Source organism: Cohnella laeviribosi DSM 21336 (genome assembly GCF_000378425.1).
In the GTDB taxonomy this organism is placed as follows: domain Bacteria; phylum Bacillota; class Bacilli; order Paenibacillales; family Paenibacillaceae; genus Cohnella; species Cohnella laeviribosi.
Genome location: NZ_KB899813.1, coordinates 106,900 through 129,246, shown reverse-complemented (window position 1 = coordinate 129,246; position 22,347 = coordinate 106,900). Strand labels below are relative to the sequence as shown.

Below are 22,347 nucleotides of genomic sequence, written 5' to 3'. Positions count from 1 at the left end.
CCGCGAAACGCGGGAAAGTCCAAGGGGCGGCGGGCGGAACCGGGTTGCCTCGCTCTTACTTCAAATAAAAAATCTCCCGCATCGGCCGGATCGGCTCCGGTTCGCCCATATCGAAAGCCGTCTCCATCATGGCGGAGGTTATGGCGTTCCAGCGGGCGCACGCCTCGCTCCTGGCGATGTAGGCGAAGGCGGCGTCCACGTCGTCGCATTCGAAGCAGTAGAAAAAGCGGTTCCCCTCCTGAAAAATCGAGTAGTTGCGGATGCCCGCCCGGCTGTGCTCCTCCAGCACTTCCGGCCATGCCTCCTGATGAAGCTTTACGTATTCCTCCACTTTATCTTCCTTGACGAGCCAGGTCCAGGCGAATTTATTGCTTTTGTTCATTCGTTCTCGGCTCCTTTCCGGATTCGGGATAAACGAAAAAGCCGGGGGCCTCCCGGAGCAAAGGTCCGCGCCCTTGCCGCCGCGATGTGCCCGGCTTTTTCTGCGTTATGCCAAATTCAAGTCCCCAGTCGGATCAATACACTTCTTTCCACTCCGCAATGTTGCCCGAGTCGAATTTGAACGGATCGCCCAGCATCACTTGCGTGCCGTCGCCGTCGGCGACGATTTCCTTCTCGCCGAGCGTGCCGGCCGTGAATTTCTCGCCGACGGCGCCGGTAATTTCGCCTTTGACCAGCGCCTCTGCCGTATAGCCGGCCAGGTAACCGACGTCGATCGGATTCCACAGGTACATCCACGGGCAGACGCCGCTTTCGATGTATTCGGCCATTTCGCTCGGCAGGCCGAGTCCGGTCAGCTTCACCTTGTCCTTCAGCCCTTTGTCCGTCAGCACTTTGCCCGCCGCGGCGATCCCGACCGTCGTCGGCGCGATGATCGCTTTGAGGTTCGGGTACGATTTGAGCAGCGCCTCGGTTTCGGAAACGCTCTTGTCGCGCAGGTCGTCCCCGTACGCCACTTTCACCAGCTTGATGTTCGCGTATTTCGGATCTTCAAGCTCTTTTTTCATCCATTCGATCCAGGTGTTCTGGTTGGTCGCTTGGCTGGTCGCGCTCAAAATCGCGATTTCGCCTTCGCCGCCGATCATTTCGGATACGCCCTGGATCAGCGTGCGGCCGATCCGTTCGGGGTCCGCCTGGTTTACGTGCGTGATGCGGCTTTGCGCATTGACGGCGGAGTCGAGCGAAATCACCTTGATGCCGGCGTTCATCGCTTTTTGCAGCGCGGGCTGAAGCGCGTCCGGATCGTTGGCGGCGATCGCGATCGCGTCGACCTTCTGGGAGATCAGCTCTTCGATCATTTGGATTTGCGCTTCCGCGGTCGGTTGGTCCGGCGCCTTCAGAATCGCTTCGTCGCCGTTTTCTTCGACCGCTTTTTTGAAGCCTTCCATTTGTTTTTCGCCGTACGGGTTGCCCGTGTTTTTGAAGATGATGGCCAATCGTTTTTTGCCGCCCGCGTCGGACGGCTGGCCGGCGCTTGCCGACGGGCTGCCGCCGCCGCTTGCGCCCGCTTCCTTGTTGTTGCCGCCGCAGCCGGCCAGCAGCGTCACGGCCATTACGGCCGCAAGTCCCAACGTCAGAACTTTTTTCATGTTTGGTCCTCCCTTTTTTGTCCTCAACCTGTTTATACAATCCGGCCGCTTGGACCGGGTCGTACCGTCGTCGCCCCTGCTTAAACCGCTTTGCCCTTGGCGCCCGTCCCTTTCCATTTCAGCTTCGGCACCGAAACGGCGAAGATGAGCAGCAGGCCGATCACGATCAGCAGCGTTTGGGCGGAGATGTTGATCAGCCCCAGGCCGTAACGCAGGTACCCGATCAGAAACACCGCGAGAATGGCGCCGATCATCCGGCCTTTGCCGCCTGCGGTGCTGATGCCGCCGAGCACGACCATCGCGATGACGTCCAGCTCGTAGCCCGTCGCGATATTCGGGCGGGTGCTGCCCATTCTCGAAGTCAGGAACAGCGCCGTCACCGCCGACATCAGCCCGGCCAGCGTGAAGACGATAATTTTGATCCGGTCGACCTGCACGCCGGAATAGCGGCTTGCGGTCGGGTTGCTGCCGATGGCGTACACTTTGCGGCCGAACGTCGTTTTGTGCAGCAAAATGCCGAACAGAACGGCGAATACGGCGAAAGCGATCAGGATAAACGGAATGCTTCCGACATAACCCCAGCCCAAATAGTTGAACCATTTCGGGAATTTCCCCACCGATTGGTCCTTGAGCAGGATATAGGCGATGCCCCGGTAAATGATCATCGTCGACAGCGTGACGATCACCGAGGACAGTTCCTTGAACTTGACGATGAGCAGCCCGTTGATGTAGCCGCACAAGGTGCCGACCGCCAGGCAGACGATCAGCGCAAGCTCCATCGGAACCCCATGGGCGTACAAGTCCGCCATGATGACCGAGGACAAGGCGACGATGGAACCGACGGAAATGTCGATGTCCGCGAGAATGATGATAAAGACCATCGGGAGCACGATAAACGCCTTGTCGAGAAAGCTCATCGTGGCGTCCCGCAGATTGTTGTAATCCCAGAAATAGTCGGACAGGTTCACGTTCATAACGATGACGGCGATAAACAGAAGGACCAGCATCCATTCCCATTGGAGGAAAAAGCCTTTGAGCGTCAACGGCTTCTTGCTTGTCAAAACTCTCGGTTCCATGGCCTAGATTTTCCTCCTCATCAGGTTGTTGCGGTCGATGCCGCGCTTCACCAGCGCGTTGAAAACGACGGCGGCCAGAATGATCATGCCCTGGATCCAGTTCTGCCAGAACGGCGAAACGTTGATCATCGGAAGGGCGTTGTTCAAAATGCCGAGCAGCACGGCCCCGAGAATAATGCCGGAAATTTTGCCGGAGCCGCCGGCGATGCTGACGCCGCCGAGCACGCACGCGGCGATGACGCTCAGCTCGTATCCGGAAGCCGTATCCCCTTGCGCGGACGCGAATTTGGACACCCACAGAACGCCGGCAAGGCCCGTCAGCCCGCCCATAATGGTATACACGAGCCACAGGATGCGCTTCGTTTTGATCCCGCTGATTTCCGCCGATTCCGGATTGCTGCCGACCGCGTACACCTGTCTGCCGGTGCGGGTATGGCTTACGAAGTAGTAAGCGACCGCGTAAATCACGACCGCGATGACAATCAGATTGTTGATGCCGAGCAGCGACCCGGTCGCGATCTGCTTGAAGCTGTCCGGCATCTGATGCGCGCTGACCCACTTGCCGCCGCTCGCTTCATACGTGAGCCCGCGGAAGACGTTCATCATGCCGAGCGTGGCGATGATCGGCAATATCCCGACTTTGGCCACCAGAAAGCCGATCACTATCCCGCACGCGAGCCCGACGGCAAAGCCGAGCAGCAGCGCGGCCAGCGGATGCAGACCCGGATGCGCCTTCACCGTCAACGCGGCGATCATGCCGGAAAGCGCCAGCGTCGCGCCGATCGACAGGTCTATTCCCCGGGTAATAATGACCAGCATCATGCCGACGGACAAAATCGAAAGAATCGCCGTGTTCGCGGCGATGTCGTTGATATTTTCCCAGGTCAGAAAGCTCGGGTTGCGAATCTGCACGCCGATGCAGATCAAAACGATGACGGCGAGCAGGCCCAGCTCCCTGAACTTCGCGAATTTCGCGCTGATTGTAGTTTTCGTCGCCGCCCCCTGGCCGGTCCCGACCGCCAGCGCCGCGTCCGCAAACATTTTTTGTTTCATCCCGGTGTTCACCTCTTATCGGATTTCGGCCGGCGCCGGCTCGCCCGCCATCGACGCCTGCAAAATCGCTTCCTGCGTAATGTCCTTGCGGTCCAGCATGGCCGTGATCCGCCCTTCTCTCATGACGGCGACCCGGTCGCACATTCCGATAATTTCGGGCATTTCGGACGAAACCATGATGATGCCGTAACCGCTGCACGCCAGCTCGCTGATGATTTCGTAAATCGCCGACTTCGCCCCGACATCGACGCCCTTGGTCGGCTCGTCGAGAATGAGAACGTCCAGATCGGCGGTCAGCAGCTTGGCGAAGACCACCTTCTGCTGGTTGCCCCCGGACAGGGAGCTGACCAGGTCGAAAATGCTTCCCGCCTTCACGCTGACCTTCTCCGCCAGATGTTTGGCGGTTTGCGCCTCGCTGGCCGTGCGGAGCAGGCCGCGCCTTGCGTATTTCTCAAGAGAAGGCAGCGTAATGTTGCGCCCGATGCTCCACTGCAGCACAAGCCCCTGCTTCTGCCGGTCCTCGGGCAAATATCCGATGCCGCGCTTCATCGCCTCAAGCGGGCTTTTTACCTTCCATTCCCGGCCTTTGAAGTAAATCTTGCCCTTGTCGTAGCCCGTCACGCCGAACAACGCCTGGCACACTTCGGTCCGCCCCGCGCCGACAAGTCCGGTCAAGCCGAGAATTTCGCCGCGCCGCAGGCTGAACGACACATCCGCGAAATACCCCGTCCGTCCCAACCCTTCGACCCGCAGCAGCTCCTCGCCGATCTTCGCCTCCTTCTTCGGGAACAGTTGGGTGATCTCGCGTCCGACCATCGCCACGATCAGGTCGGGGTTCGAGATTTCGTCCACCCGCCATGTGCCGATGTACTTCGAATCCCGAAACACCGTGACCATGCTGGCCAGCCGGTACATGTCCTCGAACCGGTGCGATATGAAAATGATCGACGCGCCTCTATCTCTAAGCCGTTCGGCGATGCGGTACAGCTCCTCGCTTTCGTTCCGCGACAGCGCGGCGGTCGGCTCGTCCATAATGATGATCTTGGCGTCCATGGACAGCGCTTTCGCGATTTCGACGATCTGCTGTTCGGCAACGCTCAGCGCGCCCATCTGCGTCTTCGGGCTGAACGTCGCGCCCAGCTCTCTCAGCAGCCGTTCGGCCTCCGCATGCATGTCGTTCCACAAGATGCGCTTGGTCAGCTTCGACACCTTTTCGTGGCCCATGAAAATATTCTCGGTAACGCTCAAATCCGGATAGCACGTAACGTGCTGATAGATCGCGGCGATGCCGGCTTTTTTCGCGTCGTTCGGACTTTTGAACTCCACCTTCTCGCCGTTCAGGTAGATTTCGCCTTCGTCGGGCGCATGAACCCCGGTAATCACCTTGATAAAAGTCGATTTGCCCGCGCCGTTCTCGCCCATCAGCGCATGGATTTCGCCCGGCCTCAGCTTGAAGTAGACATTGTCCAACGCTTTGACGCCGGGGAACGTCTTGGTGATGCCCTTCAGCTCCAGCACGTATTCGGCCATTTCTTTCTCTCCCTCCGTACCCGCGCATTTCGATTGGCCGCTACGGCCCCAACGGCACGCAACGCTCGAATCGAAATTCCGTATGTTTAAGATAACGCTTTCTTTCGGTTTCACGGAGGAGACATTTTTCGGGTAGGGGGGAACGTTTTCGGTTTTTTGCTTCGGGGACGCCGCAAGCAAACGGGCGGTGCCGTCTTAGGGGACTTTTTTTCCGTGCGTGCAGCAAGCAGGCCTCTCTACTGAATGGATGGAGGCCGGAGAGGTATTGGACGGACTACTTGGCGGCTCAGCACCACGAACGGAGGCGATGTAGCGTACTGGACGGACTACTTGGCGGCTGAGCATCACGGACGGAGGCCATGTAGCGTACTGGACGGACTACCTGGCGGCTGAGCATCACGGACGGAGGCCATGTAGCGTACTGGACGGACTACTTGGCGGCTCAGCACCACGAACGGAGGCGATGTAGCGTACTGGACGGACTACTTCGCGGATGCACACTGCGGCACGTAACCCATCGCGGGTTCGCGCTTGCCGCTTCCCGTTCCATAACCTCAATTACAGTCCGATGCTGGGCATTTCCATGAAAACGCGATTCGATGCCGCCTTCCCGGGAAAAGCGATCAAGTGAGAGCCTTATGGCGGACCAAGTATCACGAATACAATATGATCCGCGCCCTGACGGGACGGTATATCGACTTTTGGGATATCGCCCGCGATGCGCTTCGTTATGCTGCCAAGTATTATCGTATGCATCTTGAAGAGGATGAGTTGACCGGCATTTTGGAGGGCTATTTCCGGCTTGCTCCATTTTCCGATGTTCAAGAGGAACTCCATGTCTCACCGAACTATACGATAAAAGAATTAACGAATCCGCGCTTGCTGCTGGACGGGATTGGATGAAGCCCCGGCGAGCGGCTCATCTGCTTTTCGGGGCTTGATCGCGCGAATTTTGTTTTGTTTGAAAAACAGGCCTGCACTCCTTTCGACCGTGATTTGGACGGACCGTGCCCGAATCTCGTCCCTTACGCCCACGCGCCAATCTCCGTTAAGAAAGACAGTTCTTCAATTCCCGCCCCCTGAGCGGAAGGGATACCCAATAAAAGCCCGGCAAAAAGCCGCCAATTATGCCCGCAGGACGCCGCAAGCCCATGCCCGGTGCAACGCCATTCAATCCGCGCCCGCGCCCGGCCGCGCAGGGGCCGCCTGCTCGCGGTACTGCGACGGCGTCAGCCCCGTCCACCCTTTGAACAGCCGGCTGAAATACTTGACGTCCGCGTACCCGATCCGCTCGCAAACCTCCTGCAGCTTCAGCCCCGGCTCGCGCAGCAGCTCCTTCGCCCGCTCCATTCGCTGGCGGGTGACGTAGTCCAGCACCGTTTCCCCGGTTTGCATTTTGAAGCATTCGCAGAAATACGTCGGATTCATATGGACGTGATCGGCAATCCGCTTGATCGTCAGGTCGCCGGCCAAATGCTCGCGAATCCAGGCTTTGGCCTGCTCCACCGGCGTGCTGCTGTTGCTGCTTCGCCTTGTCCGTTCGATCTCCCGGACCGCTTCCTCAATCAAACCGTCGATTTCCCGCCGCAGTTCCTGCAGATGGGCCGCCTTCTGCAGCTTCCCGAGCGCATCCTCCAGCGGAACGGAAAAGCCGGAATGGCCGCAGCTTGCGAGAGCGGCCGAATGAATCAGAATCAGCAGATTCTGCACCGCCCGCTGAATGGATGCGGGGGATTCCTTTTTCTTCAGCTCTTCGAAAAATTGTCTGGAACACTGAAGCGCATCCGAAAGGCGTCCCTGCTCCACCGCTTGCCGCAGCCGTTCCGCGGAGGCCGGCAGCTCCTCTTCGGCCGGCTCCTCCGACTGCCGGGATCGTCCCGCTTCCTCCGGCATGAACAGCCGGTTGCCGCCGCTTACGAGCCGGTATTGGATGAGAGACAGGCACTGGCGCTTTGCGCTCGGCAGCAGGTACAGATCCTCGATCGCGTCGCTGCAGGCGATCGAGGCGGAGAACGGCGTATACATCCGGATCGCCGAACGGATCCGGTCCGCCAGCTCCCGGACGGATGCCTCCGCATCGCCGCCTTCCTCCGGCAGCAGCAGCGCCCAGAAGTCGGATTGGCCGCCCCGCCAGCACCAGCCTTGGCCTCCCGTCCCCGCATGGTGCGAATCGATCAGTTCCTCCAAAATATTTTCCAACGCGTAGAAATAGGCTTCCCAATCCTTGACCGTGTAGCTGCGGCTTTTGACCGGCAGGGCGTCCAGGCTGACGTACATCAGCCGATAACGCCCTTTGGGAAAATCCTGGGCCCAGTATCCAAGCCGCGACAGATCGACGCCGGGAGATGTCGTATAGCTGAGCGTCTGCGTCTGCCGGGTGCGCTGCAGCTTCTCGGCCCGCTGCTCCAGCTCGCCGAATTTGCGGCTGCGGGAACGGTCGCTGACGATTTTGTCCCGGATCTCCGCCATCCGCTGATGAAACTGCTCCCGATCCACCGGCTTCAGCAGATAATCCACCGCCCCTTCGCGCAGCGCGGTCCGGAGATATTCGAAATCGTCGTAGCCGCTAATAAACAGCGGAAAAAACGAATAATGCTTTCTGGCTTCCTTGACGAACGTCAGGCCGTCCATTTCCGGCATTTTCACGTCGCTGATGACCAGATCGACCGCCCCTCCGGTCTCGTGCAGAAACTCCAGCGCTTCCCTGCCGTCGGAGAGAACGCCCGCGATCTCCCAGCCTTCCCCGCAGGACTGGACCAGCCGTTCAATGCCCCTGCGAATCCGCGGCTCGTCATCCACTATCAAGGTGCGAATCGTTTCCATTTCGTGTTTCCTCCCGCGCATTTCGTTCTTCCCCGTGCCCGCTTCGTTCGATCTCGCTTGCGGTCGTCACCGGGATGCGGATTGCGACTTCCGTCCCGATGCCGTGGATGCTGTGCAGTTGAACGCCGTAATCCGGCCCGTGCAGCATGACGATCCGCGCGTTCACGTTGCTGAGGCCGAAGCCGGAATCCCTGCCGGCCAGAGCGTCCTCGCGAATCGTCCGCTCAAGCTCCTCCAGCCGCTCCGCGGGGATGCCCGGGCCGTTGTCGCGCACGCGGAACACCAAGTCCCGCTTGCCGCTTCTTGCGCCGAATTCCTCGCCGACGGCAATGTGAAGCTCGAGCCCTTTGCGGGCCTCCAGACCGTATTTGATCGCATTTTCGACAATCGGCTGCAGCACGAATTTGGGCGTATACAACGACTCGCCGTCCGCCTCGAGCGCATAGGCGATGTCAAAGGCGAGACGGTCCTCGAACCGGAACTTCTGGATGGTCAAATAATCGCGCACATGCTGCACTTCCTGGGCGATCGTCACGAATTTCGATTTGTTGCCGACCGAGAAGCGAAGCATCCGGCCGAGCAGCGTCACCATTTCCACGACCGCTTCCTTTTCGCCTTCCTCGACCGCCATCGAAATCGTCTCCAGCGTATTGTACATAAAATGGGGATTGATCTGCGATTGCAGCGCGTACAGCTCGGCTTCCTTCTGCCGGATTTCGATGTGATAGTTCCGCTGGATCAGCTCGCGGATCGTCGCCACCATCGAATTGAAGCTGTTCGCCAGCGCGCCGATTTCGTCCTTGCTCTGAACCTGAAGATCGACGTTGAACTGCCCCATCTCCACATGCTTCATCAGCCGGCTCAGCCTCTTGAGCGGCCGGGTCACCCTCAACGAGAACAGCGCGAAAATCAGAATGCTGGCGACGACCACGCCCACGAACACCATGACGGTAACCCGGCGGACGAAATCGGCGCGCTCCGTCAGCTCCTCGAGCGGGACGCTGTGCACGAGCACCCATCCGAGATCTTCGGACTCGTTGACGCTCACCAGCCTCGGCCCGTCTTCCCCCCGTTCGCGGAAGCTGCCGTTTAAAATCGGGTATTCGCCGATCTTGTCGTCGAACGTGCCGATTTTTTTCGGATCCGTATGATAGATGATCTCCCCGCTTCGGTTCATAAGCCACAGATCGGCTTTGTCGCTCTTCTCGAAATCGCGCAGAACCGTGCTGATGAACGAAAGCCGTACCGCAATAAACATGGTGCCGAGATTTTTGCGGTTGTCCACGTCTTCGATCTGCTTCATGATGAGCACGTACGGAACGTTGTCGATAAAGCGCAGCCCGATCTCGCGGGGGAGAATCACCTTGACGTTGGTTCTCAGCTTCAGATCCTGGCCGTACGACGTAAACGCCTGATGCCAGTCCAGGCCGGAATAGCTGAGTTTGGTGCTCTGGAACAAACGGTTTTTGGACAGCAAAAAGACGCCGATGACGTCGGGATTGTTGCCGTTCAAATACGTGCGGGCGAGATAGCTGTTCATTTCGAACTGATCGCGGTTCAGGTCCGCCCGGCTTCGATACGAATCCCTGCGGAGGATGGCGATCATATCGTCCGAGTTGAATAACAGTTCCGGCAGCGACGACAGTTCGTCCATATGCTTTTTGATGTTCGCGTTCGCCTGCACGAGAAAACGCGGCATGTACTCGCCGATCTGCTCTTCGATCGATTTCGTATATTGCCTGTAGGAGACGTAGCCGAGCAGCCACATGGGGATGACCGTCAGCAACACGTAGGTGATCATGAGCTTGGCGCTCAGACGGAATCCGCGCAACCGTATTCGATGTTTTAGCTTAGAAATCATATTGGCTCACGTTTTCCTTCGTAAAATCGACCGGCTCTCCCATAATGACGACATCGCCGTTCACGCGGATAATGCCGACGTTGCGGATATTCTGGCCGTCGTACGGCCGCTTGCCCTCCAGCGCGTCGACCGCGAGGACGACCGTCAAATACCCGAGCTTCTTCGGGCTCCAGAGCGTGGCGATCTGCGCCGAGCCGTCCCGCAAATAATCGGCCATCATGTTCGGCGTCGACAGCCCCACCACCTTGACCCGGCCGCTCAGCCCCGCTTCCTTGACCGCCTTCGCCGCGGCCGGAGGACCGACGGACGAATTGCCGATGATGCCGGCCAAATTCGGGTATTCCGCCAAAAGCCCCTTGGCGAGCTCATAGGCCTTCTGCGGATCGTCGTCGGTCGCGGCGATTTTGACCAGCTTCATTTTCGGATAGAACTCCTCCTGCTGCACCTTGATCCATTTGATCCATTCGTTCAGCGTCGCCGCCTTCTCCTGGCCGGTCAAGATCGCAAATTCTCCCTTTTCCTGCGTATTCCATGCAAGCGTATCCATCAAATGCCGTCCCAGCGTCTCCGCATCCACCATGTTGACGAAAAAATCTCTTCCCTCGCGGTACGTATCCGAATCCCAGGTGATGACTTTGATGCCCTGCTGTCTGGCTTTGACAAGCGCGGGCAGCAGCTTTTCCGGATCGTTGGCCGAGACGGCGATGGCGTCAACGCCTTGATCCAGAAGCTCCTGAACGATCTTGATCTGCTGGGCGGAATCGGCGACGGTCGGCCCTTTGTACACGATGTCGACGCCCAGCCGCTCGGCCGCCTCCGCCGCCCCGTCCTCGACAAGATTAAAATACGGAATTTCGACAAGCTTCGGCACGATGCCGATCGTATATTTCCGGGGCGTTTCCGCCGGCGGCGCGGTCTGCTGGGCGGAAGCCGTTCCCTTTTCCATGGAATAGATGACCTCGTACCGCGCCGGATGGCCCCCTATTTGGCAAGCGCTTACAAAAGCGGCGAGCAATAATAAGACCGCCGTCACTCGAAACATGCCAACCCCTCCCGTTGTTCTCCAGCTTCAAAATATCACGACAACGGGGCGACATTCAAGCGGCGAAGCCTCGCTAATGTCTCGGCGCCCACAGCATGACCGCGACGCCGGCGAGGCAAATGGCCGCGCCCAGCCAGTCGTACATGTCGGGAGTCCGCCTGTCGACCAGCCAGCCCCAAAGGACGGCCGCCACAATAAAAACGCCTCCGTAAGCGGCGTACACTCGCCCGAACGAAGGAAATTTCTGAAGCGTGGGGATGATCCCGTACAAAACCAGAATAAGCCCGCCGGCGATCCCGTACCCTGCCGGCTTCGATTCTCTCAACCAAAGCCAAATCAGATACCCGCCGCTGCTGCGTTCATTTTATCACAAAAAGGAAAAACGCTCCTGCTCGTCCCGAAGAAAAATGGCACCGGGAGGGAAGCGCCCTCCGGTGCCACAAGCCGTTTTTAATCCAGTTTTTCCTTGAGAAAGCGGATCGTCCCTTCCAGCGCCTTGCGGAGCTGGCCGGTCGCCCCTGCGTAAGGATGGATCGTATTGAAGACATGGTCCGCTCCTTCGATGAACAGGTACTGCTGTTGCGGCGCTTTTTCCCGGAACGCCTTGATCTGCGCGATCAGTTCCTCCCGATCCCGGTCTCCCTGCACAACGAGCGCGGGGACGGTTAGGCCGACAAACGCTTCGGCGATCCGAAAACGGTTCGCGTTCGCCCGCAAGTCCTCGCCGATCACGCGCTCCTGAAGGGTAAGCCCGGGACCGTCGCTAGGAGCCGGAAGCACCCCACCGTTCCAAACGACCAGCGCCTTAAGCAGCTCCGGGCGCTCCGAAGCGAGCAAAATGCCGCTTCCTCCGGCGCGGCTGTGCCCCAGCAGCGTAATCCGCTCCGCATCCGCCTGTTCGGCCAGCGGAAGCTCGCCGTGCCGCAGACGGGTGACGACCGCCTCCAGATCGGCCAGCTCTTGGGTTAACGTACTGGCTTCGGCTACGCGCTTCTCGTCCGCGCCTTCGCTTCGGGCCGAGATGCGGGAGAAATCAAAGCCGACCGCGTAAAACCCGCTCTCCGCCAACTGTCGCGTCACATCCGGCCAGAACGCCCAATCCTTGTGCCCTCTGAACCCGTGACCGGCCACAACCGCCGCTTTCGGTCTCCCGTCCGGAACGGCTTTCACTTCGCCCCTGATCGTGAGGCCGTTGTCCAGCGGAAACGCAAACGTTTCAACCGCAATGGCGAGTTTCCCCATCTTTGCCCAGCCTCCTTCCGCTTATTCCGTCTTCAGTATCCAATCGTCGATGTTGAAATCTTTTTTGGCCAGCCCTTCTTCGACCAGGAAGTTTTTGGTGCCGGCAAGGCGCTCAAGCCCTTCTTGCGTAAACGGCTCTTCCTCGAGTTCGCTGATCGGGTTGACCTTTTTGGCCGTTTCGACCGTCGACTTGTTCAGGTCGGCAATGAATTGGTAATACTCCTCCTCGTGCTGCTTCAGATCCTCCAGCGCCTTCAGGCGGGCTTCCCTCCACACTTTCGGAAAATCGGGGAATTTGGCGAGATAGCGCTCCGATACGACCGTCACGCTCGTGCCGTGCAGCTCGGGATGCCGGGTCGAATCGTCGATCAGCGTATAGCCGTCGGCCAGCAATTTCTGAGCCGTGTACCCCGTATTCGTCATGGCGTCCACATCGTTGCCGGCCAAAGCCGCCTGGGCGTCGGGAATCAGCATGTGGACCAGCTTATAGTCCGTAATCCCGGCGTCCTTGAGCAAGCCGACCACATAGCGGTGCATGTACGAGCCTTTCTGGATGGCGATCGTTTTGCCCTTCAGCTCCTCAAGCGTCTTCGGTCCGTCGCTGCGGGAAATCAAATAGCCGACGGTGGTAATGCTCGGCTGATTGATCAGGCGTGTCTTGGCTCCGGAAGCGTAGGCGATGATCGCCGGCGTATCCCCGAGGGTGCCGAAATCCAGCCGTCCGCTGATGAGCGACTCCGTCTGGTCGGGACCGTTCGGAAAGCCGGTCAGCTTCACTTCCCGAATGCCGTATTTTTTGAGCTCTTCCTGAATAATGCCTTTGTAGAATCCCCAGCCTTCCGCTCCGCCGGGCAAATTCTTGTCGTTGCTGCCGATATAGCCGTAGTTCAAAACCGGCGGCACGTTGCCGGCGGGAGCCGAAGCTTCCGCCGTTTGGGACGTTCCCGCGGTTCCTCCCGTTCCTCCCGTTTCCGAGCCGCTCGGGCTCGCATTGCCCCCTGAAGCTCCGCAAGCCTGGATCAAGAGGATCGATGCCGCAAAGGCCGCGATCAGCGCTTGTTTGAACGGGCTCGCGGCCCCCCTTTTTTCTCTGTTTCCTCTGTTCATTCTCTGCTGCTCCTTCCGGTCGACGTTTGGTTTAAAATCCGGTTTTGACCGATAACTGATACATGTATTCATGAGCGGCGACCGGCTTGCGGCCCTTGCCCCAACCCACCTTTTCCCGGTATCCGCCCCAAAGGCCCCGTTCCTCGAGAAGCGCTTCGGTCACGCCGACGGCCTTCTCCGAATCGGGGTCGACGTAAAGCGCGTCCGCCGGACAATAAAGCTCGCACATAAAGCAGGTCTGGCAGTCGCTTTGCCTGGCGATGACGGGAATGCCGCCTTCGGCACGGTCGAACACGTTGGTCGGGCAGACGGATACGCACCGATCGCACGCCACGCACCGGGACTCGCTGATGACCTCGATCAAAGCGGAACGCCCTCCTTCTCCGCGGCTTCTTGCTTCACCGGCTCCGGCCTTACCCACACGCGATCCAGGCCGCCGCTGGCCAGGCGGTAATGCTGCCGCGGGTCGATCTCCGGGTAATCCTCCCGCTTGTGCATGCCGCGCGTTTCCTTACGCGCAAGGGCGGAATGGTACATCCAGCGTGCGGTCGCCGTCATGGCGGCGGCTTCGCGGGCTTTGACCCCTTCGGCCGAACGTTCGATCGCCCGCTCGCGCTGCTCGTTCCAAATCTGGTCCAAGCGCTTCAGCGAGCTTTCGAGCTTCGGCCCGGTGCGGAACAGATTGCGGTCGTACGGCATGACCTCCTCCTGCACGGCGCGCACGATTTCCTCCGTGCGGCGGCTCGCGTTTCCGAAGCCCGCCTCCTTGCCGCTTGCGAACGAGGAGGAAGACGCGCTCCTCAGGTCGCGGCTGGCGGCTCGTTCGCCGAGCCGCTTGGCGTACGCGGCCGCCCCTTCGCCGGCGAACGAGCCCGACGACATGGCCCAGGCCGCGTTATGGCTGCCTCCGCCGGTAAATCCGCCGCAAATCAGCTCGCGGGTGGCGGCGTCGCCCGCTGCATACAAGCCGGGAACGACCGTCGCGCAGCTTTCGTCCGTGATCCGGATGCCGCCGGTTCCCCGCACGGTGCCTTCCAGACGGAGCGTAACCGGGAACCGGTCCTTAAACGGATCGATGCCCCTGCGGTCAAACGGCAGAAAGAAGTTCGTTTGCCCGACGCGCAGCAGCGGCTTCAGTTCTTCCGGCGCCTGATCGAGCGAGACGTACACCCGGTGGCCCTCCAGCAGCTTGCGCGCGATGACCGAGCGCCCCCGCTTGGAGCCGGCTCCCTCGATCGGCGTGCCGTCCTCGTAATAGAACGTCGCATACGTGTAATAGGCCGTTTTGGTGACGGAAGAGAAGGTGGGGCAAATGGCATAGGCGTTCGAAAACTCCATGCCGGACAAATCCGCGCCCGCCTCGGCGGCCAGCAAATAGCCGTCGCCCGTCAGCACGTTGCAGCCGAGCGCCTTGCTCAGAAACGCGCAGCCCCCCGTCGCGATGACGACCGCGCCCGCCCTTACGGTCCAGACGTCGCCCGTCTGGGTCCGGACGCCCGACGCGCCGCCGACGCCGTATGCGTCCGCCAGCAATTCCAATGCCGGCGAGTGGTCGAGAATCTGGACGCCGGCCTTCTGCACCAGCCTGCGCATCAGACGCATGTATTCCGGTCCCTGCAGGCTTCTCCGGTGCGGCTTGCCTTCGGGGTCGAGCGGGAACGGATAACCGAATTCGCCGAGCTTGTTCATGTTCTCGTAGGTGCGGTCGAGCACCCGGTCCATCCAGCCGTGTTCGGCCAACTGCCCTCCTATGGTGTAGCGGCTCGCTTTGGCCGCTTCCCGCAGCTCGCGCTCCGGCTTGACGTACCATACCCCCGTGCCGGAAGGCGCCGTCGCTCCGCTCGAACCGCAGTAGCCTTTATCGGCAAGGACGACCTTCGCGCCCTTGGCGGCGGCCGAAACGGCCGCCCACGTTCCCGCGGGCCCGCCGCCGATGACCAGCACGTCCGCCGTCAGGTTCAATGCACCGTTTACCGCTTTTTGTCCCATTGTTCCTACCTCCTATTGGTTGCTGCAGGCCGGACAGCGTTCAACCCTGGTAGCCGTCGCGCCAGTGCAGATATTTGCGCTCGACCGCCCGCATGAGCGAGTCGATCAGCTTGCCGACCATCGCGAAAACCGCAATGCCCGCAAAGATAACCTCCGTCTCCATATTCTGTTTGGCTTCGTTGATCAGAAACCCGATGCCGGACTGCGAGCCGATCAGCTCGGCCACAACCAGGCCGATCCAGGCCACCGCCATCGACAGCCGGATGCCGATCAGCACATCCGGGAGCGCCGCGGGCAGCACCAGCCTCGTTACGGTTTTGCCGGGGCTGAACCCGAGCACCCGGGCCACTTCGAACAGCTTGTTGTCCGCGTTGCGGATGCCGAGAAAGGTATTGACATAAAGCGGAAAAAACGCGCCGCTCGAAATGATGGCCACCTTGGACGCCTCGCCGAATCCGAACCACAGGATGATGAGCGGCGCAAGGGCCAGATGCGGAACGAGCCGCAGCGCCTGAATGCTGGGATCCAGCAAATACTGCGCCTTGCGGAACAAGCCGGTCGCCAGGCCGAACAGCAGGCCGGCCGCGGCGCCGAGGAGAAACCCCAATCCCGCCCTTCCCATGCTGACCAGCAGGTGATGCAGCAGTTGGTCCGATACCGCAAGCCTTATGAACGATTGCAGAATCGCAAACGGCGACGGCAGAAATACGGGCGAGATCAGCCCCGCGCTTGACGCGGACTGCCATGCAATCAGCGCGGCCGCCGGGAGGGCGGCGCCCAGGACGAAATCTTTGGCCGCCGCCTTAAAGCCCCGAACCCGCCGGCGGGCGGTTCGTTTGGGGCCGCTGCCTGCAGCCGCCGGGGCGGCTTCTTGACGAACGCCGCCGTTCGGCTGAAGAGCGGCTTCCGCCGAATTTGTCATTTTACTTCCTCCCACTATTATTTAATGTTTTCTCGCGTTTTCTCACTCGTTCTTAGATTTTCAACCATCGACCATCCTGAAAGATGGATAAGTCATGTAGCTATGACATAATTTTCTGGAGGAGCCGGAGGCGGGAATAGAGGTTGGGACGCTGTTCCCAATCTATGGATGAGTCGTATGACCGCACTCTGGATATCCACTCTATTCCCCCGACGGCTTACCCTCCCATGTCACGCTGGGTCTTAGCCCTTACATTCCTTCGTTCTGCCTCTCGAGGTGTGGACGCCGTTTCCTTGCTCCTTTACTGGGTCGTTGCCCTTATGGAAATAGATCCTACGGCTGCTCCGTGCTTCAATTGTCGTTGGTTTATTTCAAGTTCTGTGTGAGAAACGTGAAAATGGTTTGAATTAAGCTGCCATCTGTAACTGGGCCTGACGTACCGGCCCCAGAACATCGGATGGCTGGTACGGAATGCGTTTGGTGCCTAGCGTGTACAATACTCGGATTAATTTACCACAGAGCGCCACAATGGATTGCTTCTTTTTCAGCGGGTTGTGACTTCGCTTCGTGAAGTACTGGTGCAACGCCTTAAACTCGGCGTTCTTCGTCACCATCGGCATCACCGCTCGGAACAACAAAGCCCGAAGCCTGGATCTGCCACGCTTTGTAATCGTCGATTTGCCTTTCTTCTTGCCAGAGCTGTTTTCTTTTAGATTTAAGCCAGCGAGCCGAATAATCTGCTGGCCGTGGTCGTAACCACTAAGGTCCCCGACTTCAGCCAGGAAGCCGGCGAGCGTCACGATGGCAACACCAGGGATGGTCAGCATTTCTTTCGTTCCCGGAATTTGAGCTAACAAACGCTCCACTTCCATCATGATGTCCTCAAGCTGCTTGGCGAACATCTCGTATTGCTCCAGAAGAGTCTTCAGCTCGATTTTCGCTGCTGCCAGTCCTTGTTTAAGGCCGATGGAGGTTCTCGCCGTTTCAAGCAACTGCGACGCTCGTTTGGGACCGACGGCGCGCTTTACGTCTTCTTTCCAACGACGCACGATTGCGCCCACACCTAGCGCCACAATCTCGCTCGGAGTCGGGAATTCACTCAGCGTAATCAGCGAAGCCTTGCCCTCCCAGTCCTTAAACACCTGGCCATACTCCGGAAAGAAGCGGTCTAACCAATTCTGAATGCGGCGCTGGACTTGGCCGAAGTTAACCATGACCTTCTCCCGAAGATTCATCAGGATCCGAAGATCTGCGTAGACGTTCATCGGCAATTTAGGCTCGCTGTATTTCCCACCCCGCACCAGATCGGCGATAACCTTGGCGTCTTTGTAATCGTTCTTGGTCGGTGAGTTGTCCTCAAGCTCTTTGCTCTTGTTTACGTGATGTGGGTTAACAACGACGACTCTTACGCCTTCACGCTGCAGATATTCAGCCAGTGGAAACCAGTAGTGTCCGGTGGGCTCGATCCCCAAGACGATTTCCGTCTTGTGATGTCGCCGCTGAAGCTCCTTCATCCACGTTACAAGTTTCGTTAAGCCTTGATGATCATTGCCGAACACGCAGTCTTTACCGAGCTCGATTCCGCGGAAATCGACGGCTCTGGCGACATGTGTTTTCTTGGCAATGTCGGCCCCGACAACAAGAGTTGATTCGGTAATTTGTTGAATTCGTTGATTCTGTTTCCTGGCGTGTTTATACTTCATTGTAGAGTGCCTCCTGCGCTGGGATTTGTTCTTTGGTCGGAACGTTCCCCAGTATACAGAAGGTACTTTTTTCATTCAAACCTCGAATTCATTCATTACAGGAATGGCTCCTATCCCTTATAGCTGTCCTTCCATCGAAGCAGCCGCCATTCGAGCAAGCGCAAAAGCGAATCCGTCAGCAGCCCCAATGCGGCGAAAAGGAAAATGCCCACGAACACAACCGGCGTATCCGCAAACTGCCGGGCGTCGGACATCATATAGCCGATGCCGGAAGAGGATGCGATCAGCTCGGCTACGACCAGTCCCAGCCAGGACAGCCCGAAGGAAAGGCGCGCTCCGAGCACGACATGGGGCAGCGCCGCCGGCAGCACCAGCCGGAAGATCTGCTTAAACCGGCTGAAACCGAGCACCTTGGCGACTTCGAACAGCTTGTTGTCGACGTTGCGAATACCCAGAAAAGTCTGAATATAAAGCGGAAAAAACGCGCTTTTGGCGATAATCAGCACCTTCGACTGTTCGCCGATGCCGAACCACAGGATAAACAAAGGCACGACGGCCAAGCTGGGAATCATGCGGATCATTTGAATGGAAGGGTCCAGCAGTTTCTCGGTGCGGGGAAACAGGCCGACCAGAAGGCCGAGCAGCAGGCCGAGACCTCCTCCGAGCGCATATCCCGACAGCGCGCGAACCGAGCTGATGCGGAGATGAATCCACAGGTCGCCCGACTGGGCAAGCGAGACGAACGCCCGCGCAATCGTGGAAGGCGTCGGAAACAGCAGCTCGGAGATCATGCCGTAATGGCCCAGCGCCTCCCATAGCAGCAGCGCCGCAACAGGCAGAATGGCGGCCAGAGCGGCGAGCGATCCTTTGCCCGGCTGCCTGCCCGCTGCGGCGGCGGTCCGTTGACTCATGACGATCTCCCCTTTGCGTGCGGATGTAGTCCGAGGAATCCGGCAAAAAAAACAAGAAGGCATCCTCTGCTTGAGAGAATGCCTCTGTCCGAACGGTAGGCCCTAGTATGCAATTGGACTGACGCTTGGAAAAACGACGTCCGAATGAAAGATCATATAATTCCCATCGGCTAACTATGCTAAAAATAACACACCTACCAAACGCTGTCAATACTCCGTTCGTCCCGGAAATCCGAACCCGTCCGGACGCCGTTTCTTCCGGGTCAGATTCCCGCGCCGTCCGTAAGCGCCAGCTCCTCGACTTTTTCAAACTGGTTTAATACGTTAAGGCGAAGCTCCTGAAACGAGGACGTCGCTTTCTTCCGGGGATAAGGCAGGTCCACGTTGACGACGGCGCGGATTTCGCCCGGCCGCGGTTTCAGAATGACGACCCGGTTCGCGAGAAAGACCGCCTCGTCGATATCGTGCGTCACCAGGATCATCGTCGTCTTGTTCGTGCGCCAAATCTCCAGCAGCGCATCCTGCATATGGGCTCTCGTGAACGCGTCCAAAGCGCCGAAGGGTTCGTCCAGCAACAGAATTTTCGGATTGCGCAGCAGCGCCCGTGCGATCGAAACCCGCTGCGCCATCCCGCCGGACAGCTCGCGGGGATACGCCTTTTCGAATCCCTTCAGCTTCACCAGCTCGATGAGCTCATCCACTTTGCGCCGGACTTCCTTATCCCGAAGCGACAAATCGGACGCGATATTCTTCTCGACCGTCAGCCAGGGAAACAGGCGGTGCTCCTGAAAAACGAATCCTTTGTCGATCCCCGGCCCCTTGATCTCGGCTCCGCCCAGCCGCACCGTTCCGGAATAATCCGTGTCCAGACCCGCGATAATGCGCAAAAGCGTGCTCTTGCCGCAGCCGCTGGGGCCGATGACCGTCACGAATTCGCCTTCCCGGACTTGAAGATCGATGCCCCGAAGCGCCTGGACCGTATCTTTGGCGGTTTCGAACCGTTTGTCCAGGTTGGTGATCTCCAGCAGCGCGCTCCCCATTTCTCCCCCTCCTTAAAGCTTACTATATCAATAGGGTTAGTTTAGATAACGTTACCACCGATCCCCAAAACTGTCAACCCGAGAGGCGAACCGGCCGGACAAAAAAATCGCCCGCTTTTCTGCGGCCGCGGCGGCACCTGCCGGGTCGTCAAAGCGGACGATCTTTGTTTTTGCGGTTGCGAGGCATCGAGGTTGAATGCCAACACTACGCATCGTAGTTGACGATATAATCCTGCAATTCGGTATTGTAATGCCCGATGCTGTATTCCACGACCCGGCCTTCCGCATCGCGGGAACGGCGAATCCGCCTGAGCAGCGGGGTTCCTTCGGCGACTCCGAGCAGCCGCCCGGTGTCCGCGGACGCGGCCCCTACCGAAAACCGGTCGTGAAAGTTCTCCAGATCGATTTGATTCTCCTCCAGAAAATCGTACAGCGACCGGATTTCAAATCCCTCCGCCTCCGCATTCGGGGCGATGGCGGACGGCAAGTAATGCTCATAGTGGATATAAGGCTGCCCGTTCAGCATATACAGGCGTTCGACCCGGAAACAGCGTTCCCCGAACAGCCGGTGCAGCAGCGTTCCCGCTTCGTTGACCACGATGCCGGAGCCGAGCAGTTTCTTTTGGATGATATGCCCTTCCTCGACCAGAATCTCCGTAAATCTCTTGCCCTTGGACAGCTTGGAGAACGAGGTGTTGCGGATAACGGTCGTCCCCACCCCGCTCCGTTTTTCCACATATCCTTCTTGCGCCAGCTCTCCGATCGCGTTGCGAATCGTCATTTTGCTGACCTGAAATTCCTTTTCGAGCTGCGGTTCGGACGGAATGAGCGAGCCGAGCGGATATTCCCCGTGCAAAATCCGATCCTTGATAATGTTTTTGATCTGCAAGTACAACGGTCCTTTTTTGCGCGTAATCGGCATTCGCGTCCTCCTACCTTTCCACCTCAACTCCTTGTTAAGAATAACAGAAGAGATCCGTTTGGTAAATATAACGTTATGTTGTTTATGCGCCGAGCAAAACGGCTGCTCCGTCCTTCTCCGGGGCGCTTCCGTCCGGATGAACTCGCGTCCGACCCGATGTTCGGACCGTCGGTCCGTTATTTCCGGCCCGGATGGCCCATTGGAAGATCTGACGGATCGAGGTTCCGTTATTCCATCGTTTATGGGCGTAATTCTGCGGAATTTCAACCCTTAACGGCTCCTCTGTCCGCAAGCTGACGAAAATCGGGAGGTTTGGAGCCAATAGCGGATGCTGTGTCCGTCGAGCGATTCATGCCTTCAGGCTGCCGGCGACGCATATGGTTAAGGCGACTTAATTCGTGTACCACCAGGATCTATTTCATATAAAAGCAGCCTAAGACCGTGCTTTGCGAGATTTCAGGCTGCTTTTCTCGTCATCCGTCCCGGCCGTTGCCCGGGCTTGCCGAGCGGGGCTGCGCTTACTTTGCGGCTTCGAACGGCTCGATATGAATGTGCGCATGCGAGATGCCGTGCGCTTCCTGGATTCGCCGCTCGATCCGCTCCGTGATCTCGTGGCTTTCGCTGACGTTCAAATGCGGCTCGACGGCGATCGTCATGTCGACGAAGGTGTTGTTGCCGTGAACGCGCGCTTTGACGTCGACGATTTTTTTGACGCCCGAGATCTCCCTGACGGTCTGTTTGATAGCCTGCAGTTCGGCCGCGTCGAAGCCGTCCGTAAGCGCGTGCGTGCTGTCGCGGAAAATATCCCATGCCGTCTTGCAGATGATCAGGCCGACCAGAAACGCCGTAAGCGGGTCGAGCCACGGCAGGCCGAACTGCGAGCCCATGATGCCGACGAACGTCCCCACGCTGACCAGGGCGTCGGACCGGTTGTCCTGTGCCGCCGCGGCAAGGGCGTTGCTGCCGATTTTTTGCGCCAGACGAATGTTGTACAAATAAACCAAATACATGACGCCCGCGCACAACAGAGCGGTCCATGCCGCGATCATGTCGGGAGAGGCATAGGAATCGGCCCGAAATTTCGTCACCGCCTGATACAAAACCTGAAGGCCGACGACGGCCATGATAAAGGACGCGATCAGCGAAGCCACCGTCTCCGCCCGGAAATGCCCGTAGCGGTGATCCGCATCCGGCGGCTTGCGGGAAATCCGCAAACCGATCAGCACGGCAACCGAAGCGATGATGTCCGTGGCGTTATTGAGCCCGTCCGCCGACAGCGCTTCGGATAAAGCGAAGTACCCGATCGCAAGCTTCACCCCGGCCAGGCATATGTATGCCAAAATGCTGAGCCACGCCCCGCGTTCGCCTTGTTTGATGTCGTTGTAAGTGTTGTCCATTTCTCCTCCACCCGTTCGATGCCGTACTTCCTTTCTATCGTAAATGACAAAATACGTGTGGGTCTAGAGAAACAGTATTGCCGCAATCCCCAATAATCAGTCCGGGCAAACAGTGTTGAGCGAGGGCAATTCGGGACGCA

20 protein-coding genes are annotated in these 22,347 nt (G+C 58.6%); 1 reads left to right on the top strand and 19 read right to left on the bottom strand.

Features of this window, described 5'->3' with window-relative positions:
• Positions 1 to 55: 55 nt before the first annotated feature.
• The 5 genes from F560_RS0106050 to F560_RS0106030 all read right to left on the bottom strand — a co-directional run bounded on the left by F560_RS0106050 (position 56) and on the right by F560_RS0106030 (position 5,248).
• A complete protein-coding gene (locus F560_RS0106050) occupies positions 56 to 382 on the bottom strand; it encodes an L-rhamnose mutarotase (protein WP_019004829.1) in 327 nt (108 codons plus the stop codon).
• A gap of 133 nt (positions 383 to 515) precedes the next feature.
• Complete coding sequence (rhaS, locus tag F560_RS0106045) at positions 516 to 1,589, bottom strand: rhamnose ABC transporter substrate-binding protein (RefSeq protein WP_019004828.1); 1,074 nt, start codon at positions 1,587 to 1,589, stop codon at positions 516 to 518.
• 80 nt (positions 1,590 to 1,669) lie between these two features.
• Positions 1,670 to 2,665 carry an ABC transporter permease gene (locus tag F560_RS0106040; RefSeq protein WP_019004827.1) on the bottom strand — a complete coding sequence of 332 codons (996 nt, stop codon included), beginning with the start codon at positions 2,663 to 2,665 and terminating at the stop codon, positions 1,670 to 1,672.
• A 3-nt stretch (positions 2,666 to 2,668) separates the two neighbouring features.
• Entirely contained in the window at positions 2,669 to 3,718 is a 1,050-nt protein-coding gene (locus F560_RS0106035; protein ID WP_019004826.1) for an ABC transporter permease, read from the bottom strand.
• A 15-nt stretch (positions 3,719 to 3,733) separates the two neighbouring features.
• Positions 3,734 to 5,248 carry a sugar ABC transporter ATP-binding protein gene (locus F560_RS0106030; RefSeq protein ID WP_019004825.1) on the bottom strand — a complete coding sequence of 505 codons (1,515 nt, stop codon included), beginning with the start codon at positions 5,246 to 5,248 and terminating at the stop codon, positions 3,734 to 3,736.
• 627 nt (positions 5,249 to 5,875) lie between these two features.
• Between F560_RS0106030 and F560_RS22645 the strand changes: the two genes are divergently transcribed.
• On the top strand, positions 5,876 to 6,151 hold the full coding sequence (locus F560_RS22645; RefSeq protein ID WP_019004824.1) for an HAD family hydrolase: 276 nt from the start codon (positions 5,876 to 5,878) through the stop codon (positions 6,149 to 6,151).
• A 267-nt stretch (positions 6,152 to 6,418) separates the two neighbouring features.
• On the opposite strand, the gene F560_RS0106020 is transcribed toward F560_RS22645, so the two are convergent.
• The 14 genes from F560_RS0106020 to F560_RS0105955 form a co-directional block, all read right to left on the bottom strand.
• Positions 6,419 to 8,071 (bottom strand): response regulator transcription factor, encoded by a 1,653-nt coding sequence (locus tag F560_RS0106020; protein ID WP_019004823.1) that lies wholly within the window; start codon positions 8,069 to 8,071, stop codon positions 6,419 to 6,421.
• The gene (locus F560_RS0106015; RefSeq protein WP_245554816.1) at positions 8,040 to 9,872 is read right to left on the bottom strand and encodes a sensor histidine kinase; all 1,833 of its coding nucleotides are present in this window, start codon (positions 9,870 to 9,872) and stop codon (positions 8,040 to 8,042) included. Before F560_RS0106015 ends, F560_RS0106020 begins: the two co-directional genes overlap by 32 nt.
• A gap of 49 nt (positions 9,873 to 9,921) precedes the next feature.
• A complete protein-coding gene (locus F560_RS0106010; protein ID WP_019004821.1) occupies positions 9,922 to 10,974 on the bottom strand; it encodes an autoinducer 2 ABC transporter substrate-binding protein in 1,053 nt (350 codons plus the stop codon).
• A gap of 73 nt (positions 10,975 to 11,047) precedes the next feature.
• A complete protein-coding gene (locus F560_RS22640) occupies positions 11,048 to 11,314 on the bottom strand; it encodes a YnfA family protein (RefSeq protein ID WP_051088300.1) in 267 nt (88 codons plus the stop codon).
• A gap of 110 nt (positions 11,315 to 11,424) precedes the next feature.
• Complete coding sequence (locus F560_RS0106000) at positions 11,425 to 12,216, bottom strand: alpha/beta hydrolase family protein (RefSeq protein ID WP_019004819.1); 792 nt, start codon at positions 12,214 to 12,216, stop codon at positions 11,425 to 11,427.
• A 21-nt stretch (positions 12,217 to 12,237) separates the two neighbouring features.
• Positions 12,238 to 13,323, bottom strand: a complete 1,086-nt coding sequence (locus F560_RS0105995) for an ABC transporter substrate-binding protein (protein WP_019004818.1) — start codon at positions 13,321 to 13,323, stop codon at positions 12,238 to 12,240.
• A gap of 31 nt (positions 13,324 to 13,354) precedes the next feature.
• On the bottom strand, positions 13,355 to 13,687 hold the full coding sequence (locus tag F560_RS0105990) for a 4Fe-4S dicluster domain-containing protein (RefSeq protein WP_019004817.1): 333 nt from the start codon (positions 13,685 to 13,687) through the stop codon (positions 13,355 to 13,357).
• Positions 13,684 to 15,312 (bottom strand): FAD-dependent oxidoreductase, encoded by a 1,629-nt coding sequence (locus tag F560_RS0105985; protein WP_019004816.1) that lies wholly within the window; start codon positions 15,310 to 15,312, stop codon positions 13,684 to 13,686. The genes F560_RS0105990 and F560_RS0105985 overlap by 4 nt, the downstream gene beginning before the upstream one ends.
• Positions 15,313 to 15,352: 40 nt before the next feature.
• Positions 15,353 to 16,234 (bottom strand): ABC transporter permease, encoded by an 882-nt coding sequence (locus F560_RS0105980; protein ID WP_019004815.1) that lies wholly within the window; start codon positions 16,232 to 16,234, stop codon positions 15,353 to 15,355.
• A 407-nt stretch (positions 16,235 to 16,641) separates the two neighbouring features.
• Positions 16,642 to 17,937, bottom strand: coding sequence for an IS110 family RNA-guided transposase (locus F560_RS0105975; protein WP_019004814.1), 1,296 nt, complete (start codon positions 17,935 to 17,937; stop codon positions 16,642 to 16,644).
• Positions 17,938 to 18,047: 110 nt separating this feature from the next.
• The gene (locus tag F560_RS0105970) at positions 18,048 to 18,848 is read right to left on the bottom strand and encodes an ABC transporter permease (RefSeq protein ID WP_019004813.1); all 801 of its coding nucleotides are present in this window, start codon (positions 18,846 to 18,848) and stop codon (positions 18,048 to 18,050) included.
• 263 nt (positions 18,849 to 19,111) lie between these two features.
• Complete coding sequence (locus F560_RS0105965; protein ID WP_019004812.1) at positions 19,112 to 19,888, bottom strand: ABC transporter ATP-binding protein; 777 nt, start codon at positions 19,886 to 19,888, stop codon at positions 19,112 to 19,114.
• A gap of 205 nt (positions 19,889 to 20,093) precedes the next feature.
• Complete coding sequence (locus tag F560_RS0105960) at positions 20,094 to 20,810, bottom strand: GntR family transcriptional regulator (RefSeq protein WP_019004811.1); 717 nt, start codon at positions 20,808 to 20,810, stop codon at positions 20,094 to 20,096.
• A 518-nt stretch (positions 20,811 to 21,328) separates the two neighbouring features.
• A complete protein-coding gene (locus F560_RS0105955; RefSeq protein WP_019004810.1) occupies positions 21,329 to 22,207 on the bottom strand; it encodes a cation diffusion facilitator family transporter in 879 nt (292 codons plus the stop codon).
• Positions 22,208 to 22,347: the final 140 nt, after the last annotated feature.

What these genes read in the sequence shown, in the direction of transcription:
- F560_RS0106050 (WP_019004829.1), bottom strand. Translation starts at nt 382, where the DNA reads ATGAACAAAAGCAATAAATTCGCCTGGACCTGGCTCGTCAAGGAAGAT.
- rhaS (WP_019004828.1), bottom strand. Translation starts at nt 1,589, where the DNA reads ATGAAAAAAGTTCTGACGTTGGGACTTGCGGCCGTAATGGCCGTGACG.
- F560_RS0106040 (WP_019004827.1), bottom strand. Translation starts at nt 2,665, where the DNA reads ATGGAACCGAGAGTTTTGACAAGCAAGAAGCCGTTGACGCTCAAAGGC.
- F560_RS0106035 (WP_019004826.1), bottom strand. Translation starts at nt 3,718, where the DNA reads ATGAAACAAAAAATGTTTGCGGACGCGGCGCTGGCGGTCGGGACCGGC.
- F560_RS0106030 (WP_019004825.1), bottom strand. Translation starts at nt 5,248, where the DNA reads ATGGCCGAATACGTGCTGGAGCTGAAGGGCATCACCAAGACGTTCCCC.
- F560_RS0106020 (WP_019004823.1), bottom strand. Translation starts at nt 8,071, where the DNA reads ATGGAAACGATTCGCACCTTGATAGTGGATGACGAGCCGCGGATTCGC.
- F560_RS0106015 (WP_245554816.1), bottom strand. Translation starts at nt 9,872, where the DNA reads ATGATCACCTACGTGTTGCTGACGGTCATCCCCATGTGGCTGCTCGGC.
- F560_RS0106010 (WP_019004821.1), bottom strand. Translation starts at nt 10,974, where the DNA reads ATGTTTCGAGTGACGGCGGTCTTATTATTGCTCGCCGCTTTTGTAAGC.
- F560_RS0106000 (WP_019004819.1), bottom strand. Translation starts at nt 12,216, where the DNA reads ATGGGGAAACTCGCCATTGCGGTTGAAACGTTTGCGTTTCCGCTGGAC.
- F560_RS0105995 (WP_019004818.1), bottom strand. Translation starts at nt 13,323, where the DNA reads ATGAACAGAGGAAACAGAGAAAAAAGGGGGGCCGCGAGCCCGTTCAAA.
- F560_RS0105985 (WP_019004816.1), bottom strand. Translation starts at nt 15,312, where the DNA reads ATGGGACAAAAAGCGGTAAACGGTGCATTGAACCTGACGGCGGACGTG.
- F560_RS0105980 (WP_019004815.1), bottom strand. Translation starts at nt 16,234, where the DNA reads ATGACAAATTCGGCGGAAGCCGCTCTTCAGCCGAACGGCGGCGTTCGT.
- F560_RS0105975 (WP_019004814.1), bottom strand. Translation starts at nt 17,937, where the DNA reads ATGAAGTATAAACACGCCAGGAAACAGAATCAACGAATTCAACAAATT.
- F560_RS0105970 (WP_019004813.1), bottom strand. Translation starts at nt 18,848, where the DNA reads ATGAGTCAACGGACCGCCGCCGCAGCGGGCAGGCAGCCGGGCAAAGGA.
- F560_RS0105965 (WP_019004812.1), bottom strand. Translation starts at nt 19,888, where the DNA reads ATGGGGAGCGCGCTGCTGGAGATCACCAACCTGGACAAACGGTTCGAA.
- F560_RS0105960 (WP_019004811.1), bottom strand. Translation starts at nt 20,810, where the DNA reads ATGCCGATTACGCGCAAAAAAGGACCGTTGTACTTGCAGATCAAAAAC.
- F560_RS0105955 (WP_019004810.1), bottom strand. Translation starts at nt 22,207, where the DNA reads ATGGACAACACTTACAACGACATCAAACAAGGCGAACGCGGGGCGTGG.